General features: G+C 38.1%; 15 protein-coding genes and 1 pseudogene. 9 read left to right on the top strand and 7 right to left on the bottom strand.

Annotated features, from left to right (window positions below; genetic code table 11):
* Positions 1-45: 45 nt before the first annotated feature.
* From OK025_RS14105 to OK025_RS14090, 4 genes are all read left to right on the top strand, one after another.
* A complete protein-coding gene (locus tag OK025_RS14105; RefSeq protein WP_317664620.1) occupies positions 46-1,584 on the top strand; it encodes an ArnT family glycosyltransferase in 1,539 nt (512 codons plus the stop codon).
* 166 nt (positions 1,585-1,750) lie between these two features.
* A complete protein-coding gene (locus OK025_RS14100; RefSeq protein WP_317664618.1) occupies positions 1,751-2,308 on the top strand; it encodes a hypothetical protein in 558 nt (185 codons plus the stop codon).
* A gap of 138 nt (positions 2,309-2,446) precedes the next feature.
* Positions 2,447-3,301, top strand: a complete 855-nt coding sequence (locus OK025_RS14095; RefSeq protein WP_317664616.1) for a helix-turn-helix transcriptional regulator — start codon at positions 2,447-2,449, stop codon at positions 3,299-3,301.
* A gap of 203 nt (positions 3,302-3,504) precedes the next feature.
* Positions 3,505-3,906 carry a hypothetical protein gene (locus tag OK025_RS14090; RefSeq protein WP_145330776.1) on the top strand — a complete coding sequence of 134 codons (402 nt, stop codon included), beginning with the start codon at positions 3,505-3,507 and terminating at the stop codon, positions 3,904-3,906.
* A 13-nt stretch (positions 3,907-3,919) separates the two neighbouring features.
* Here OK025_RS14090 and OK025_RS14085 read toward each other — a convergent pair whose 3' ends face one another.
* Positions 3,920-4,711, bottom strand: coding sequence for an NIPSNAP family protein (locus OK025_RS14085; protein WP_317664612.1), 792 nt, complete (start codon positions 4,709-4,711; stop codon positions 3,920-3,922).
* Positions 4,712-4,917: 206 nt separating this feature from the next.
* Between OK025_RS14085 and OK025_RS14080 the strand changes: the two genes are divergently transcribed.
* The 3 genes from OK025_RS14080 (at position 4,918) to OK025_RS14070 (ending at position 6,792) form a co-directional block, all read left to right on the top strand.
* A complete protein-coding gene (locus OK025_RS14080; RefSeq protein WP_088162542.1) occupies positions 4,918-5,277 on the top strand; it encodes a response regulator in 360 nt (119 codons plus the stop codon).
* A 287-nt stretch (positions 5,278-5,564) separates the two neighbouring features.
* Complete coding sequence (locus OK025_RS14075) at positions 5,565-6,077, top strand: GNAT family N-acetyltransferase (protein WP_317664611.1); 513 nt, start codon at positions 5,565-5,567, stop codon at positions 6,075-6,077.
* 130 nt (positions 6,078-6,207) lie between these two features.
* Entirely contained in the window at positions 6,208-6,792 is a 585-nt protein-coding gene (locus OK025_RS14070; protein ID WP_317664610.1) for a hypothetical protein, read from the top strand.
* 50 nt (positions 6,793-6,842) lie between these two features.
* Here OK025_RS14070 and OK025_RS14065 read toward each other — a convergent pair whose 3' ends face one another.
* The 3 genes from OK025_RS14065 to OK025_RS14055 form a co-directional block, all read right to left on the bottom strand.
* Complete coding sequence (locus OK025_RS14065; RefSeq protein ID WP_317664608.1) at positions 6,843-8,675, bottom strand: cytochrome-c peroxidase; 1,833 nt, start codon at positions 8,673-8,675, stop codon at positions 6,843-6,845.
* A 34-nt stretch (positions 8,676-8,709) separates the two neighbouring features.
* Positions 8,710-10,056, bottom strand: a complete 1,347-nt coding sequence (acpA, locus tag OK025_RS14060; RefSeq protein WP_317664606.1) for an acid phosphatase — start codon at positions 10,054-10,056, stop codon at positions 8,710-8,712.
* A gap of 157 nt (positions 10,057-10,213) precedes the next feature.
* On the bottom strand, positions 10,214-10,597 hold the full coding sequence (locus OK025_RS14055) for a winged helix-turn-helix transcriptional regulator (RefSeq protein WP_075993811.1): 384 nt from the start codon (positions 10,595-10,597) through the stop codon (positions 10,214-10,216).
* A 312-nt stretch (positions 10,598-10,909) separates the two neighbouring features.
* Between OK025_RS14055 and OK025_RS14050 the strand changes: the two genes are divergently transcribed.
* Entirely contained in the window at positions 10,910-11,593 is a 684-nt protein-coding gene (locus tag OK025_RS14050; protein WP_075993812.1) for a YceI family protein, read from the top strand.
* A 67-nt stretch (positions 11,594-11,660) separates the two neighbouring features.
* Here the strand turns inward: OK025_RS14050 and OK025_RS14045 are convergent, their stop codons facing one another.
* Both OK025_RS14045 and OK025_RS14040 read right to left on the bottom strand, forming a co-directional pair.
* Complete coding sequence (locus tag OK025_RS14045) at positions 11,661-12,329, bottom strand: ATP-binding cassette domain-containing protein (RefSeq protein WP_317664603.1); 669 nt, start codon at positions 12,327-12,329, stop codon at positions 11,661-11,663.
* A gap of 449 nt (positions 12,330-12,778) precedes the next feature.
* On the bottom strand, positions 12,779-14,509 hold the full coding sequence (locus tag OK025_RS14040) for a hypothetical protein (RefSeq protein ID WP_317664601.1): 1,731 nt from the start codon (positions 14,507-14,509) through the stop codon (positions 12,779-12,781).
* A gap of 279 nt (positions 14,510-14,788) precedes the next feature.
* On the opposite strand from OK025_RS14040, the gene OK025_RS14035 reads away from it, so the two are divergent.
* Positions 14,789-15,280 carry a GNAT family N-acetyltransferase gene (locus tag OK025_RS14035; protein WP_317664600.1) on the top strand — a complete coding sequence of 164 codons (492 nt, stop codon included), beginning with the start codon at positions 14,789-14,791 and terminating at the stop codon, positions 15,278-15,280.
* 15 nt (positions 15,281-15,295) lie between these two features.
* Here the strand turns inward: OK025_RS14035 and OK025_RS14030 are convergent.
* A pseudogene (locus OK025_RS14030) lies at positions 15,296-16,257 on the bottom strand (DUF2931 family protein).
* Between the last annotated feature and the right edge of the window lie 482 nt (positions 16,258-16,739).

Genomic DNA, 16,739 nt, shown 5'->3' with positions numbered 1-16,739 from the left:
TTTTTATCATAAATTGTATCTTGATATCCCTAAACAAAAATTAAGATGGCACTTAAACATCGATTTATCCTAATTGGTCTCATCCTGTTAAAATTCATCATTCAATATCAGCTGATTAGTCCGATTTACGAATTGCAGCGTGACGAATTTCTACATCTCGATCAGGCGAATCATCTGGCTTGGGGCTATCTCTCTGTTCCGCCCCTCACCTCTTGGACCTCCTATCTGATCAAAATAATGGGAAATTCCGAATTCTGGATCAAATTTTTCCCCGCATTGTACGGAGCTCTGACGATTTTAGTGGTCTGGAAAACAATAGAAGCGCTGAAAGGAAACCTCTTTGCACTTATATTTGGCAGTTGCAGTATTATGTTTTCCGTTCTCTTTCGTCTGAATGGGTTATATCAGCCAAATTCTCTGGATGTATTGTGCTGGACTTCCATATACTATCTCATCATACGATATTTGAACAACCAACAATCGAAATGGCTGTTTTATATTGCCATTGTATTTGCTATTGGCTTTTTGAATAAATATAATATCATGTTTCTGATCTTGGGTTTAGTTCCTGCGCTTGCACTCATGCCCGAACGGAAGGTATTTACGGAACGAAAATTATATGGTAGTTTACTCATCGCCATACTTATCATCTTGCCGAATTTAATATGGCAGTATCAAAATAATTTTCCGGTATTCTCTCATTTTAAAGAGCTTCAGGCAACGCAACTCGTCCACGTCAATCGGTGGAGCTTTGTCCGTTCTCAGTTTTTGTTTTTCTTCGGGACTTTTCCTGTTATAATTTTCGGTTTATATGCCTTGTTGAAATATCCCCCATTTAAACCTTATCGCCTATTCTTCTGGTCATTTTTTATTACCATTGGTATTTTCCTATTTTTAAGAGCCAAGGATTATTATGCGATAGGTATTTATCCCATTTATTTTGCCTTCGGAGCGGTTTATATTGCATCACTACTGGAAAACAAAACTGGTAAAATTCTTAAGCCTATCTTCATCGTTTTAACAGGCATCTTGTTTCTACCGATCTACAACATTGCCTTTCCCAATCGCAATCCATCGTACTTTGTAGAACATCCTGGAAAATACCGTAAATACGGCATGTTAACCTGGGAAGATGGTGAAGAACACCCACTTCCACAAGACTTTGCCGATATGTTAGGTTGGAAAGAACTTGCCCACAAAGTAGATAGCGTTTATCGTCAGATTCCCCAACCTCAAAATACACTCGTTCTTTGCGACAATTATGGACAGGCAGGTGCTATAAACTACTATTCCAAACTGGGGATTAGGGCTGTTTCTTTCAATGCCGATTATATCAATTGGTTTGATCTGAGTAAAAAATACCGCAATTTGATCCGGGTCAAGAACCGTTGGGAGCGTGAAACTGAACTAAAAACAACCAGTCCCTTCTTTACACAGTCAATGGTAGCAGACTCCATTACAAATAGCTATGCCCGGGAACATGGAACAATGATCTTCTCTTTTATCAACGCTAAAATTAATATCAATGAACGGGTTTCAAATGAAGTAGAATCAGAAAAAAAGGAAAAGAATCTTCCTTTATAAGTTAGTTATTTTTTACGCCTTTAAGGTTAACTGAGCGCTTTTTTTATCTGAAATATTTATTATCTTTAATATACTTAGCCAAAGCTTCCCACCTAGTCATGCTCGCCGTGATACCGCCAGCACCATAGCGACTACTGGGGCTTAATACCATATTAATAGGATATTTATGCGATTTTTGAATTTTTTGAAGGGACAGGGTAATCTGAAACAAATCGACGTCAGCGAAGACGATGATTTTGTGGATTTGCAATTGACAGTAACAAAATATTGGAAAGACGACGACGAACATCATATCATTCAGGCAAAGGGGCTTTGGGGTAGAGAGACAGTAGGCCTGGCAATAGCCTTTCGACCCGATATGAAATTGGGAATTGTAGACACTGAGGTTGATAAAAAAAGATTTTACCGTGAAGGAGTTAACTTCTATTCGATAGGTAAACTGAGCGACAATTTTACCAGGGCCTTACATAGCTTATTTCAAATAGATGGTACGCTAGGTAATATGCAAGATAGCGTCGGTTCCACCGCATTGATTGTCAGCGGACGACCAGAGCATTTTGATGAAGATTATATTAAAGCGAAAGTTTTCTTCGACGGTGCCAATGAAAAGAACCTCTATGCCGAATGGTATGTCAATGTGGATTTAAAAAACAATATCCTGGAACTCCGGGAAAAAGATCCCGAATACAGAAAAAACATACTCGCTATCTTGACAAATACTTAAATTTGATGGTGCTTTCCAATCCACTAATCGGCGCTGAAATACAGGAAGCCTTTTAGCAATAACAATTACTTAACAAGCACTATCTTTTTAAGACATACAATTGTTGGATCAGCCATTACATATCAATTATCAAGAAAAATGCAGCAAAAAAGTAACACTATACCGCTAAATTCATTTCCGAATGATTTTAATTTAGGAATACTGATAAAAAAGAATGCTGTTAAAAATTTAGAACTAGCCCAAATAAGTCAGGCACATCGCGATGATTTCTACCTGTTTTTTATACTCGAGGAGGGAAATGGAATCTTCGAAATAGATTTTCAGCAACACCAACTGGGTTCCTCTTCTGTCATGATCATTCAGCCCTATCAAGTGCATCGTGGCATCGCAATGGATTACAGTGTGTTTAGTGTCCTAATGATCAGTGTAGAAAACCTGAATTCGGATTACATCAATGCATTGAAAGATATTGATACGATTGCTCCAATCAACATTGACCAAGAAACATGCACTATCTTATCGAAAACGGTAGATATCTGTTTAAAGCTCAACGAAAGAAAACACGAAAAACTGTATCCTACGTTCATGAAAGACAGCTGCAATACGATCGCAGCTCTAATTATTTCGCAGTATTTAGTACAATCAAAAAAAATTGACGCACAGTCCAGAGCAGAGCATATTACAAAACAGTTCAATGCGTTATTGGATAAAGATTTTATCACAAACAAACAGCCAAAAATATATGCCGAAAAATTAAAAATATCAACGGCTTATCTCAATGAATGCATAAAAAAAGCAACTGGAAAGCCCGTCACATATCATATTCAACAACGTATCGTATTGGAAGCAAAACGGCTGCTATACCATTCAAGTAAATCCGTCAAGGAGATTTCTGCCGCACTTGGCTACGATGATTATCCTTATTTTTCACGCTTATTTTCAAAAGTAACAGGCATGACTGCCCTTACATTTCGAAACAAAAACCTCGAATAGTCCAATACTTACCACCTTTTATCTCTTTTAAACCCCACTGGATTAATATTTCTTTGTAATATAAAATAGAGTGAACCCCATTCCTTAATTCATCAATATCAAAAGGTATAAAATCCTTTTTGAGGAATTGCAGATTTTCGCTGGAATAAAACTACTGTAATCAACGGAATTCAAAAAGGTAAAGCAAATAAAAGAGAAAGCTAATGAGATATTTCATCGCCGAGCCTGTCGGGCAAGTTAAAAACGATTTATTTTTTGAAGTCGCCAATTTTCTTTGGGATAGTGGAAATGAGGTTTCCCTTGGCGAAAATATTATCTGCAATTGCCAAAAGATGCAACATGCAGATTACGACTATACCATCTCCCTCGTTCCGAACAATGAAGCTGTAGAATCACTATTTAATACACATTATAAAATCATCAGCAAATATTTTGACCAAATTGACAGCGATGGCCCTATGCTTGTTTTAGCGAATACAGGCATCTATACCAATGCTCTGCCTTATCCGCATAAGATTTACAATTTTGAAAAATTAGATACACAGGCTTTGTCCAGCTTCTTTGACTGGTGCAAAAGATTTAATTTATTTGTTAGAAAAAAATAAATTAAATCGAATTCTAAATATCGGAATATGCCGTAGGAAACAGTAGCACCTTTATACTTTTAGATACGTTATTCTGGTATTGCGGTAAATCCTGCATTGGTTTGTATAAAGGTCCAAAATCTTTCCAATGTATATTCCTGTCTTCCATATTTTCGAAAGCCGTTAAATACATCAGGTTGGGCATCGTACTACCGGCAATTACTTGTCCATAGAAAACAGCATTAAAATTTAACTTATTAAAAATATCGATTTCACCGTTGTTGAACATGTCTATCTTATTCGTAGACAGTTGCTCAGTTGCGGCCTCATAACTGCGTAGTTCATAAATGCGTTTATTTTTTTCAGCAGATAATTTAGGAAGCGCTGATTTGGGCATTCCTTCAAATGCTTTCATCCATATTGTCTCCAACCTTTTGAAAGGAGGATTACTATAACTTGCCCCAATATAAATCTTTCCAGCCTCCAGGTATTTTTGATCTTTGGCCAGCCGCTGATCCAAATTAACCAGCAAACTGAGATCAGCGGCACTGATGAACACGTAAACCAATCTATCTTGGCCAACTGCATTTTCTAAGGGTTTAAATACGCCGATTTCTTTAAATCCCAATTTATGCAATGCCGGTAAATAAGCCGACTCAAGATACTGGTCAATAACTTTCTCCTGTTCATCAGTTTCATAATGATACACTTTCAACTGAAAATAGTCCTGATTTACTTTCTCAAACGCAGCTACATAGCTTCCCACAGCAACAAGCAATAAAACTAAGATGAAAGGTCTATATAGGTTAAAGGCATTCTTTTTCATGAGCAATAAGATGAATTGGTTATTGATTATACCATAAAGATAATATTAATTTTGAAAGTTCAAACTCGGACGATTCGTCTCATCACAAAACTATCTTCCATTAAGCCTAAAAATGGGGATTTCTACTTATTAGAATCGGTATTTTACCCATGCTTCCCCTAAGGCTTTTTAGTTAATTTAGCTCCACCTTTTTTTAAAACGAAAACATGCCAAATAAAACAATACTGATGTTGGACGATGATAAACATGTCCTTGAAATATGCACAATAATCCTTGAAACAAACGGCTATAATATGGCCGTTTCAGAAACCTCTCACGATATCATCGAAAAGGTTGAAGAGGTACGTCCAGATTTAATCTTGATGGACAATTGGATTCCAAAAATAGGTGGTGTAGAAGCCACTCGTCTGCTCAAAAAACATCCTTTATATCGAGACATCCCTGTTATCTACCTCTCCGCAAATACCGATATTGAAACACTAGCCCAACAAGCTGGAGCAGACAGCTATCTCGCCAAGCCTTTTGATCTAGAAGATTTAGAAAATAGAATAGCTGAACTACTGTAGTTCTATTCTTATATTTCAGCACCATTACGGAAATGCAACTTGTTAAACTTATATTTTGATACCCTACTTGCGCATAAGGCCACATTGAAACGAATAGGATCATGTGTTGCTTTAATACAATTGTGGCTTACTCAATTGCAGGCATGTATCGTCATAGTTGTCGCGTCATAGTCATCGGGAATCAGCAATTTGGAATGAATGCAATACCACATTTGAAGTATAAATAATAATACATACTTTCGCATTATAGTATTAGAAATAATCATTAAGACAGCATTAATTACGCTATGTCAGAGTCCGTTTTAGCATTTCAATCAGGTTCATTCCATATCCGTCAGCTGACAGAGAGCGAATCCCCACTTTATAAAGCGATGCGTATCGAGTCAATTCAAACCGAACCTACACTTTTTCGACAGAGCACTCCTCCTGAAATAGAACTATCTGATAGGGATTGGGCAGAACGCATAAGATACCCACGTATTGTTTTTGGTCTTTTCGAAGATGAAAAAATGATTGGGATAACCAGTATGCTGTTGCTGAATAAAGAAGAAGCCTACTTTGGTCAGTCTTTCATACAGCCACAGTATAGAAAATTAGGTCTATCGAGTCTTTTGTATAAAATAAGAATGGTGTGGGCCATCGAGAATCAATTAAGAAAACTGACGATAAGCCATCGTGAAATAAATATGATTTCAAAAGCCGCTATCCGAAAAGCCGGTTTTCACTATAGCCATAAAGAACTTGTACAATGGCTCGACGGAACAAGTGGTTACTCTATGTATTATAGTCTACTCCTATAATCAGTAAGGCGAACTAACTGGACTGTTAATCAATCCCGAGAAACCAAGATAGGGTAAAATAATCGCTTTTCCATCTTGAATGCGTATATTGAATCGATTTATGTTTCATTTAATGCTGTGTTAATACCGGATGAAAAAACTAATCTTGAGCATATTCTTTTTAGCTAGTTTAGCCTTATATGGCCAGCAAAAGGCAACAAAAGACAGTTTTACAGCAAAAATTCAAGAACTAGAAGGCGATATAAATCATGATGGTTATCCGGATAAAATTGTTCTTGCCATGGACACTTCAAATACGGCAACACCAATTAAAACGCAGGTATTTCTGTCCAAACCCAACGGAAAGCTACAGTTGGCCCTCTCCTCAACGACGATGATCGAACCCCATTTTCCGCTGCCCAACTTCGCTATCGAAAATGGTCAGCTTCATATATTAGCCGATATCACAGATGGGCATGCCAACTATACATTTCGTTGCAGAAATGGAAATTTTGAATTGATCTACCTAGAAAAAGGAACCTGGGATGGCAAAAACACAACGACTGAAACCCAATTCAACTTATTAACTGGGATAAAAACGGAACAGGTAAAAGCGCTAGGGTCCGAAGAGAATCTACAAGAAAGAAAAACTACGATAAGAATTAATCCCTTACCGTTACTGCAAGAGCTCAATCAATTTGATACCCCCTCATTTAGGCTCAATAAAACTCCTTAGCCCAGCATAAACAATCGATAGGATTCTAAAAGAGATACCCACCGGCCATTTTATTGGCTTTCGAGACTTTCCATAAATGCAATGATGTCTTTCTTTTCCTTTTCGGTCAGATGCAAATTTCTATCTGACAATGTCTGATTGGGTAATTTGATCCCCAATCCTGCCCCACCCCCATTATTATAAAATTCCATGACCTCATCCAAGGACTGATAGATCCCATTGTGCATATAGGGAGCAGTTTTCTTTACATTCCGGACAGAAGGTATCTTAAAGGCATATTTATACGAATCAACACCAATGATATCATAGTACCCTAAATCGGAATCCAGCACAGAATCTTTCAGGGATTTTGGTACGCCCAGGACTTCGACTTCGCTCTGAATAAATTTAGGCGGTGTAACACCGTTGAATAAAGGCAGGAAATGACAGGTCGCACATTTTCCCTTGCCCATAAATAAATTAAACCCATCCACTTCCGGTTTGGATAATGCGTTCTTATCCCCACGCATATAATCATCAAAACGGCTATTGATTTTGGTCAGGCCACGAATATAAGAAGCAAGTGCATTGCTTACCTGCTCAGCTGAGATCGGTCCATCCGCTGTATTGAACGCTTTATTAAATAATGATCGATAGATTTTATCCGAAGAAACGTATTGAACGATATCAGTTACCGAGCCGTCCATTTCCTGCTTATTACCAATGACTTCGTGTATCTGATCTTCCAGCGTCAACGAACGCATATCATAGAAATAGTTGGACTGTAAGGCCGCATTGAGCAATGTAGGCGTATTGCGTTTGAGCAAACGTCCCGAACCATGAATGTCCACTTGCAAGTTTAACCCATCAGTAAATGCGCGATCAGGATGATGGCATGAAGCGCAACTTCTCGTATGTGTCCCCGACAAAGCAACATCATAAAACAATTTCTCGCCCAATACAGCCTTTTCATTGCTGAAATGGAATTTCGGCCCTGGGCTAAAGGCATCTACATTAAATGCATTCAGGTCAAACATCGTATTGACGTCTTGCCGAAGCATCCGATTGTATCTGATTTTAGGGCCTGGAAGATTACGTTGCAACTGTGCTATCTCCGTGCTGATATTGTTGGCAAATTGGGTAATGAATTGCGCCCTATCGAACGATTCAAATTCCGCATGTTGTTGCAAATATTTGATCGCCCCTGTAAGCATTAAAGGTAGTGTTTCTTTTCTACCTGCATATTGCAAAAGAATTTGCTGTAGACTGCCTAATGCAATGGAGGACTCGATCATACTATTTCGAGAAAGTGCATTATCAAATCCGGTAATTCCTAAGGAAATAATCCGAAACACCTCCAATTTTGTTGCATCCAAAATACGCCAGTCTTCCAATTGATGATCTTCAAAATAGGAAATCAAATAATCCGTATTGGTTATCAAATGTTCGATTTCACGAATTAGCTTTTGCCTATTGTTATTAGCGTAAGTGGGATAGATAAGCTCTTCAATCACCTGCAATCCAATAGGCTCCACTCCCCTGGCCAAAGAGGGATCCAACAAATCTGCATTTTCAACTTCCTCCACCGGAGGACCATTTAATCTTCTGGATAGATCTGCAGTAAAATATTCGGACGCCCATTCAAACTTTTTAAAAAGAAGCCTTGTCTTCAAAAAAGCTCTTCTCAGCCCAAGTGTATCCACTGTACCTTTCCGTACTTCGGCATTCAGTGTATCCTTAATATAAGTCTTAAAAGAAAGCATCTGACCCAGTACTTCTTTCTGAATCAGATGCTCACGGGCATTGCCCACTTTTTGTTTTGTATAAACAGGCTGCCCTGTAGTAAATCCGAGGGTAAATACTATTGCAACCAATACAATAAACACGACAACCTTTTTACACATCGCTCAATTTCCTATCCTTCGATATAAAAACCGTTTATTTGAAAACGAGCGCATTTCTAAAGGGATTTGCTTTTCTATCCCTTTCAGCAAGAGGCTCTATTCCCCAGCGTTTTTCTATAAATGAAAGGATGCTCACTGTTTCATATGGCGTATGATCCACTACACCACGTTTAGCAAATGGTCCAATGACAATTGCCGGGATACGGCTACCAGGTCCCCAACGGTCAACGACGGGTGGGTTAACGTGATCAAAAAAGCCACCAAATTCATCGTAGGTCAAAATCACCAACGCGTCTTTTGCATTCGGTCCCTCCAATACAGCATTGATTAAGTTAACCGCAAGTTGTTCGGAGGAATAGACCGCCGAACTTCCGGGATGCTCATCATTGCCCCCACCCGGTTTAACAAAAGACACACTTGGAAGCGTCCCTTCTTTTGCGGCCTTAATAAAATCGTTTTGATCCTTCATGTGTTTTCGCCCTTCCTTACCATCCTCATAATTCGCGAAGTATAAAAAGGGCTCATGATTGTAGGCAAAATTATTTTTACGTTCGGCAACAGCGTCATCCCAGCCTTCTGAATACCAAGCCCAACTTACATTTTTCGCTGTTAGGCGATCGCCAATGGTCGGCATAGTCTGAGAAGGTAATAATTTGGAAGTATCCGATTTCGCGGGATAAGGTTTGTTGCGAGAAAGCACGTGATTGATTGCATAACCGTCTGGCGTAACTACACCATCCTTAATCATCTTGCCATTTGCATCGAGTTTAGCAACCATTGAGCTTGGTGCATCAGGCCAAACAGGAATAGCTGCGGAAATCAAATAAATATGATTTAAATAGGATCCGCCAAATACACTTTGAAAGAAATTATCACACAATGTATACGCTTTGGCAAACGGATACAAAGGTAGCTTCTCTGTATTGTAATAGCCCATTGCTAAACCTTTGGAATCATTATAGAGGGCAAATTTATCCATTTTCCCTCCATTGATCTGCAATTGATTATGATAAAAACGGTGTGTAACATCGGGCGTCGCCTTATCCGAAGGTACATATTGGTCTATATTAAAAAATTGGTTGGGTAGATTGGTTGGAAAGGAATTATTACGTGGAATTTCGGGGAGGTATTGGTAGGCTTTACCGTGCTCGTCTACCTGTAAAAAATCCCCCTTCTTGACATTCGCTATGCCATTGGCTCCTTTGAATTCGCCATACAGATTGTCAAAACTATGGTTTTCCATATAAATAACAACCACATGGTTAATTTTTTTGATCCCTTCATCGAAGGGAATCTCTTGGTGTCGGGCGTTTTTGGTAAGTCCGCAACTGCTGATACTCAAAACTCCAAGAGACAAATAAAATAAGTGTTGTAACCGCATCCTGTCTTCTTTTAGTAGGTTAGACTGTAATTTCTAGAACAAACTTACAATTATTATCGTTTTCATAACCTATAATCAAAGGGAATTGCGACCTACGTATCAGGTTCTTTACAGGCAGCTTTCCTCTTATCACTAAAAACAAAGACCTGTTTACCTATTAGCTTGTAGCTTCCACTTCCTCATTCTTGGTATAAAGTTTACTCCGATAGGTTATACCCCATTTAGTAATCTCATCGATGATTGGACCCAACGTTTTTCCGCACTCGGTCAATTCATACTCTACCGTCAGGGGTTTGGTATTTAATACTGTTCTTCTGATCAGCTGGTTCATTTCTAAATCCTGCAGTTCTTTAGACAACATCTTCGCACCTATCCCTTCAACTTCGCGCAGCAGTTCCATAAAACGTAATTTCTCGACCAACAATAAGGTACCTATAATATGAAATTTCCATTTTCCGGCTAAAATCTCCATGGTATCGTTAATGGCCAACACACGTGTTTTACATGCACCCGACGACGTTAAAGTTGCTTCCTTTTTCATTTCACTTTTTTTTATTCATGCATTACCATCCTTCCTAGAGCATCCTATTTCCCTAAACGATCAGCGATAGATGAATACACAAGCAAAGCTTGGCTCCATTGGCATGATTTCTTTATTCTTACAAAAATACGCATTTATAAAGTTTCAGACCACTATCTTTTTGGAAAGTAGTTTCCTTAAGGAAACTGATACCTAAAATAAACTATCTATCATCTACCTTTGTATTGGCAACATCAGAAGGAATAAATTGGCACAGTTGATGCTGCAAAATGAAAAGTGCAAATAACATATAAAAAATAAAACGATTAAAAAATGAAAAAGCAATTAATCTCGGGTTTAGCCCTTATGCTATTGTTAGCTTCTTGTCAGAACACAAATGGCGACAAAGCAACAACAACAACTGCTCAGGAAGTAACTGAACAAAAAGGACAGACTTACACTGTTGAAGCAGATAAAAGCTCATTAAAATGGACTGGTTACCATAAAGGCGGTTTAAACCCAAGATATGGTGTTTTGAAAAGCGAAGGAACACTTTCAGCTGAAAATAATACAGTTACTGGTGGTACTTTCACCATTGATGTCAATTCTATTCTGACAGATACAGCTTCTGTAGATCCTGCAACATCCGGTGGCAAAAAATCATCAGATTTGGATGCACATTTAAAAAGTGCTGATTTCTTTGACGTAGCAAAATATCCAACTGCAAAATTCGAAATCACCAAAGTTGGTCCATTCGATGCTGCGCAAGGAAAAAGTGTTGTTGCTGATGCGACAAATACGGTCAGCGGTAACTTAACCATCAAAGATAAAACGGTGAATGTAACTTTCCCTGCAAAAATTACGTTCAATGGTGACGAAGTAACATTCTACTCTAAATTTACAATCCAAAGACAAGATTGGGGTCTTACTTACGGTACAGAAGGTAATCCACAAGATTGGATGATTGCACAAAACGTTGACATTGAACTTAATGTCACTGCAAAAAATGCGAAATAGTTTTCAATAGCGTTTAGTCGCTTATAGTAAATAGATTAATCGGGTAGGTTCTACTTGATTAATCTATTTAATTTAAATAACCTCCCAATAAGAGGTCGTCTTCATTCAGGACCTGGGTCAAGTGTGAATCTTTCAAGAGGTATATGCGGTCACTGATTTCCATTACCTGCCTAAAATAATGATCTGATATCAATATTCCTTTTCGATGTTTTACTAACTGAATCTGTTCTTTAATAAGCTCAATATAAATAGGACTAAGACCGACAAAGGGTTCATCAAGTAAAGCGATGGATGCTTTGGTATAAACGATCAATAGCGTTTCAAACAAACGAATCATTCCCAATGATAGGCTACTCAATCGCCTATTCAAATTCTCTTGAACCAATGGAAGCTCCAGTAAATTAACATCATCGATTTGAAAAAATTGAAGGGCTTCAGAAAGCAGCAAATTTCTAGGCAAAAAACCTTCCTGAGGGAGATAGGTAATCTCTCCTGTCTGGTAGCCTTTTTCAAATTTAACACCTTTGCAACGCATGAAAGCAAAATCCGCTTTAATACGTCCAAATATAACGTTCATCAGGGTAGATTTCCAACTACCATTTCTGCCCAAAATCCCGACTACTTCTTGCTGCGCACATGTCAAATAAAGCCCCGAAAGAATGCTCCTGCCACCACGACTAAACGATAAACTATCTATGTATAGCAGCTCGTTAGATAAATTTTCAGACTCCAACATAAAATTACAAATAACAAAAAGTCTATTACACTAAGCCTTATCAGCAGACTTATGGGAGATATATGTAAATTTTTCAGAAACACTTCTTTCTTAGGAAGATGAAAAATATATTCGGCAATAAAAGAAATAATAGAACCAATGACTTTAAACCAAAAAATGAACATATAGAACGACGCTGTTCCAACGGAATTCAGCATAAAACGTGGTGACTGTAAAAGAATACCTCCTGTCACAAATAAATTAAAGAGAATAATGAATCTAAAAAATTTTAAACTCAACCGTATCGTCTTAATGGAATTCAATTAGAAATGTATTAGCTACTTATAATCGGCGTTATCATAATAAAAAGGTTTTAAACGCTGAAATGAATATAGCCAAAAGAAATGACCGAACATTATTTTTAACATTCCTTAACTTCAGCGGATGCACCTGATAGCACCGCTATATCCTTACTTTTCGGTTTGTTCTAATTTTTTCTTCAATCGCTGTTTTGCCTTACGAACCGCTTCCACCGAAACACACAGCAATTCGCTCATACTTGCATTACTTAAATCCAATTTGAGCAGCGCTAATATCTTGAGGTCATTCTCGGTAATCTTTGGATAAGTTTGCCGCATTTGTGTCAGATAAGCTGGATACACCTTATTAAAAACATGTTTGAATTTTTGCCACCGCTCATCGGTCATAATATGCTGCTGCAAAAGCGCATTCAGATTATCCGTAACTTGTGTCAGGTATGCCGGATCAGATTCGGAAATCTTTACTACTTCCTGCCTAAGTTGCTGGATGACGACATCGTTTTGCCGGATAGTGTCTGTAAACTCGGTCAAGGAGTTGCGTAAAATCATTAGCTCCTGATCTAACAATTGTTTTTCATAGGCAAGCGCAAGTTGGTCTTTTTCCAGTAAAGTATTCCGCATCTTAATTTTAATTTTCGACTTATTGACTAACAGAACAACTATCGCAAAAATCAACATAAGGACAATGCCTATGAACTGATACATCCGTTTTGTTCGAATCCGTTTTTCTTCCGTGGCTTGGATAGTCCGGTTGTATTTTTCAGATTCCCTTTGCCAGAGCATTTTCTGTATCTCCTTGTCATTCGTTCTCTTTTCCAACGAATCTTTCAGCATTAGATACAAATGCAATTGCTTAAGCTCCTCCCCTTCACGTCCTAAGCCCCGCATAATGTTGGACTTGGATTTTGCTAGTTCCATTTTATATTTCAAAAAATAGGGTTTGTCTTCCATCAAATGCTCACAGGCCATCGTATATTGCTCGGCCAACTTCCATTCTTTCAATTCGATATACCAATTAGCTAGATTGAGATTTGCCCGCATTGCATCTGTACGTTCATTGTAACGCATGGAGAGCGCTATATTTTTCTTAACCAATGCAATAGCTTTTTCCCTTTCACCTTTTCGCCATGCATGATCCGCCAGATTACCCGAAATAATACCGATCCACACGGAATCCTTCGCCAATTTAGCCTCATCCATGGCACGATTCAAATAAGAAAAGGCTTGGTGATTGAGCGAGTCCTTTGCCAGATATACAGCAATGGAGTTGATCAGATCGACACGTTCTCGTGAAACCGGCTTTGTAAAGGGTAAAGCCTCTTCCAAATAAATAACAGCATTTGCCTGATCACCAATATAACTGTAGAAGCTCGCCATAAATTGGTAATGCTTCACCACCAAGGGGATTTTTTTGATATTGACTTTAGATTTTAAATCATTCGCTCGTAGAAAGAACGGAAATGCTTCTTTTACCCGTCTATAGACGAAGTTGTAATACCCTTCACGGGCACAACCTAACATTTCTAATTCAGCATCAGGATGAACACGTAGCAGCTGCTCAGCCAAACGATAATAGCGCTCAGATGACGAATTTATACGATCAAAAGCTATAGAGAAACCATCGGCCATGCGCATATAATAGGCCCATTTTAAAGCAATATTCCTTTTTTTGTCTGCCAATTCAAAAACCGGAGCCAAGGCATTTCTCAACTTGATCGTATCACCGTCAAATCTGATGGGCAACAGTAGGACAGCTTCCAGTTGCACAACAGGATTCTCAATAGCAGATATTTCTGCTACAGATTGCCCATAGACATGATTAAGGTTGCCTGACAATACCAAAGAAACGAGTACAAAAGAATAAAATAAAATGGTTTTCATGCTTAAAAAAGGTCAATTTCAGCGCGCTGTCTCCCTATTGGTATAACCAATAAAATAATTTTCAATAATTCTTTAAAATTAACACGCAAAATCCTTAAAGAAAATGGTTAATACAGACATATTGCTCGCAAATCAATGCGCCCAAATCCGGTTATAAATATAATATTTATAACTTTAACATAATTATACGTTTTTATTAAAATTTCGCCTTCTTTCAACACTATTACACGCCATTAGATTTGACAGATCAGGTCTTTTATTTAACACTTTTCCAAAAAAATGAACAAAATTCAAACAAAAACAACAGGATTAACTCTCCGAAAAGGAATATTGAAAGATCTGCAGGAAATATTAATCCTATTTTCCGGAACGATTGAGACTGTATGCGCAAATGATTATAATAACGAGCAAATTGTAGCATGGATATCATCCGTCAATAACACTGGCCGTTGGCATCGGCTAATCGAAGATCAGTATTTTATTGTAGCTGTGCTGAATCAGAAGATTGTTGGTTTTGCCTCCTTAGCTCATGGAGATTATATCGACGTCTTGTATGTGCATAAAGATTTTCAACGACAAGGGATTGCACAACAGCTTTATAATGCACTGGAAACCGAAGCTACCATACATAAAAACACTATTTTAACCGCAGACGTAAGCAAAACAGCAAAACCTTTTTTTGAAGCTAATGGCTTCAAAGTTATCGCGGAGCAGATTCAAATACGAACTGAAGTCGAAATACCAAACTATAACATGAGAAAAGATCTTTAGATTCTCTTCCGAATTTTAGAAATGCTCTCCATAGTCGATTACTTCAGTTTGCAAAAGCAGCTTACTTTCGTTATCATTCCTTAATGTCGCTGTTGCTATTTTAGTCTTTGTATCGACATTGAACTCCAGCACAGCCCCAATGTCCTTTTTATCATTAAAAAATGAAGCAAAGTTTTTAAATGTCTCAGTTTCATCAAACAAAAATCGCGCAGCACATCGGTTATTATGCTGATCATACCATTTGATATAAACATCTTTGGGAATACCTCGAGATGCCATGTCCATATCCCGAAGACGCTCATCAAAGACAAAACGTTCGGAATTATAAAATTCAAAGTCTGCGTCGAATGTTTTAATGTCGGCAGACATAACAAGTTTTGGCTGTAAAGAATACCGCGTGCGCAATTTATCCCAATAGCCATAGGGAATAGGTTTATTTGCAATAGCTTGTTGAACATCCGAAGGAATAATCGATGTATCGGACAATACCTGTTCGCGCCATTCTTGATTAAAGATATTACCATAATTTCCATTTTCCTTGGATGTATCCGTAGCATGGAGCACTACTTTTTCTGCTTGATAACGACCAATTTCGACCTGACGACGTCCTGTTCCAGTGGCCCATATTACAAGTACGCCCCCGGAGCAAAGCCCAAAATAACCTTATTATAATGTTCATCAACAGTTTTCGTCGCACCTCTTTCTTGGTATGGCGTACTGAACAACGTCCGCAATTTACCATAATCAATCGCACCGTTCATGCGATAAAAAACATCTTCAGCAAATGAATACCACGTAATGTCCAATGCCTTAGGCAATGACATCACCTGCTCATATGTACCACCCCCAGCCTGTCCCCAAACGGCGTTATAGTTCACGATATTGCCCTCACTAAAAGTAAATTCATAATCCTCATCTTTCGGAAAGATAAAGCGGCCTTTATACAACTGGACGGGATAAGCTGTAGGATTACTCATCGCACAGAACCATTTATAGCGTCCTTCCCTGATATTATCTTCTTGCGTGAGGCGTTCTTCCCTGAGTTCATTAAACTCACGTATTGTCGTTGAGAACGCAAATACAATCGGTAGCAAAATAAGATATCCAAGCAAAGTCGGAACCAAATATTTCCAGGATTTTACAGCCCATGTTATAATCACGCTACTAAAGAATGTCAGGAAAATACTGAGTGTTAAAATCAAGGGAAACATTTCCTTGATCACTCCGCCCGGATCCGCATAAAGTCGATGCTCGTATTCATCACCCAGGGTTGATAAAAAAAGAAGTACCGGAAGCAATAAAGAAAATAAGCAATAAAAAAGAAAACCATAGCCAAGTTCAAAAGCGAATTTTGGTTTCTCTAAGACCTTTAATTTCTTTCGAAAGAAATTAAAATGGAAATAAACCAAGGCGATAACAATAAAATAAGGCGAACAGCAAAATGCAGCATAAACTAAAT

Origin of the sequence: Sphingobacterium sp. UGAL515B_05 (assembly GCF_033097525.1) — a bacterium.
Lineage (GTDB): Bacteria > Bacteroidota > Bacteroidia > Sphingobacteriales > Sphingobacteriaceae > Sphingobacterium.
Note: the sequence above shows the minus strand (reverse complement) of the source record. Positions and strands in the feature narration are given on the sequence as shown.

Coding starts and splice junctions, on each gene's coding strand:
- OK025_RS14105 (WP_317664620.1), top strand. CDS start 46: ATGGCACTTAAACATCGATTTATCCTAATTGGTCTCATCCTGTTAAAA.
- OK025_RS14100 (WP_317664618.1), top strand. CDS start 1,751: ATGCGATTTTTGAATTTTTTGAAGGGACAGGGTAATCTGAAACAAATC.
- OK025_RS14095 (WP_317664616.1), top strand. CDS start 2,447: ATGCAGCAAAAAAGTAACACTATACCGCTAAATTCATTTCCGAATGAT.
- OK025_RS14090 (WP_145330776.1), top strand. CDS start 3,505: ATGAGATATTTCATCGCCGAGCCTGTCGGGCAAGTTAAAAACGATTTA.
- OK025_RS14085 (WP_317664612.1), bottom strand. CDS start 4,711: ATGAAAAAGAATGCCTTTAACCTATATAGACCTTTCATCTTAGTTTTA.
- OK025_RS14080 (WP_088162542.1), top strand. CDS start 4,918: ATGCCAAATAAAACAATACTGATGTTGGACGATGATAAACATGTCCTT.
- OK025_RS14075 (WP_317664611.1), top strand. CDS start 5,565: ATGTCAGAGTCCGTTTTAGCATTTCAATCAGGTTCATTCCATATCCGT.
- OK025_RS14070 (WP_317664610.1), top strand. CDS start 6,208: ATGAAAAAACTAATCTTGAGCATATTCTTTTTAGCTAGTTTAGCCTTA.
- OK025_RS14065 (WP_317664608.1), bottom strand. CDS start 8,675: ATGTGTAAAAAGGTTGTCGTGTTTATTGTATTGGTTGCAATAGTATTT.
- acpA (WP_317664606.1), bottom strand. CDS start 10,056: ATGCGGTTACAACACTTATTTTATTTGTCTCTTGGAGTTTTGAGTATC.
- OK025_RS14055 (WP_075993811.1), bottom strand. CDS start 10,597: ATGAAAAAGGAAGCAACTTTAACGTCGTCGGGTGCATGTAAAACACGT.
- OK025_RS14050 (WP_075993812.1), top strand. CDS start 10,910: ATGAAAAAGCAATTAATCTCGGGTTTAGCCCTTATGCTATTGTTAGCT.
- OK025_RS14045 (WP_317664603.1), bottom strand. CDS start 12,329: ATGTTGGAGTCTGAAAATTTATCTAACGAGCTGCTATACATAGATAGT.
- OK025_RS14040 (WP_317664601.1), bottom strand. CDS start 14,509: ATGAAAACCATTTTATTTTATTCTTTTGTACTCGTTTCTTTGGTATTG.
- OK025_RS14035 (WP_317664600.1), top strand. CDS start 14,789: ATGAACAAAATTCAAACAAAAACAACAGGATTAACTCTCCGAAAAGGA.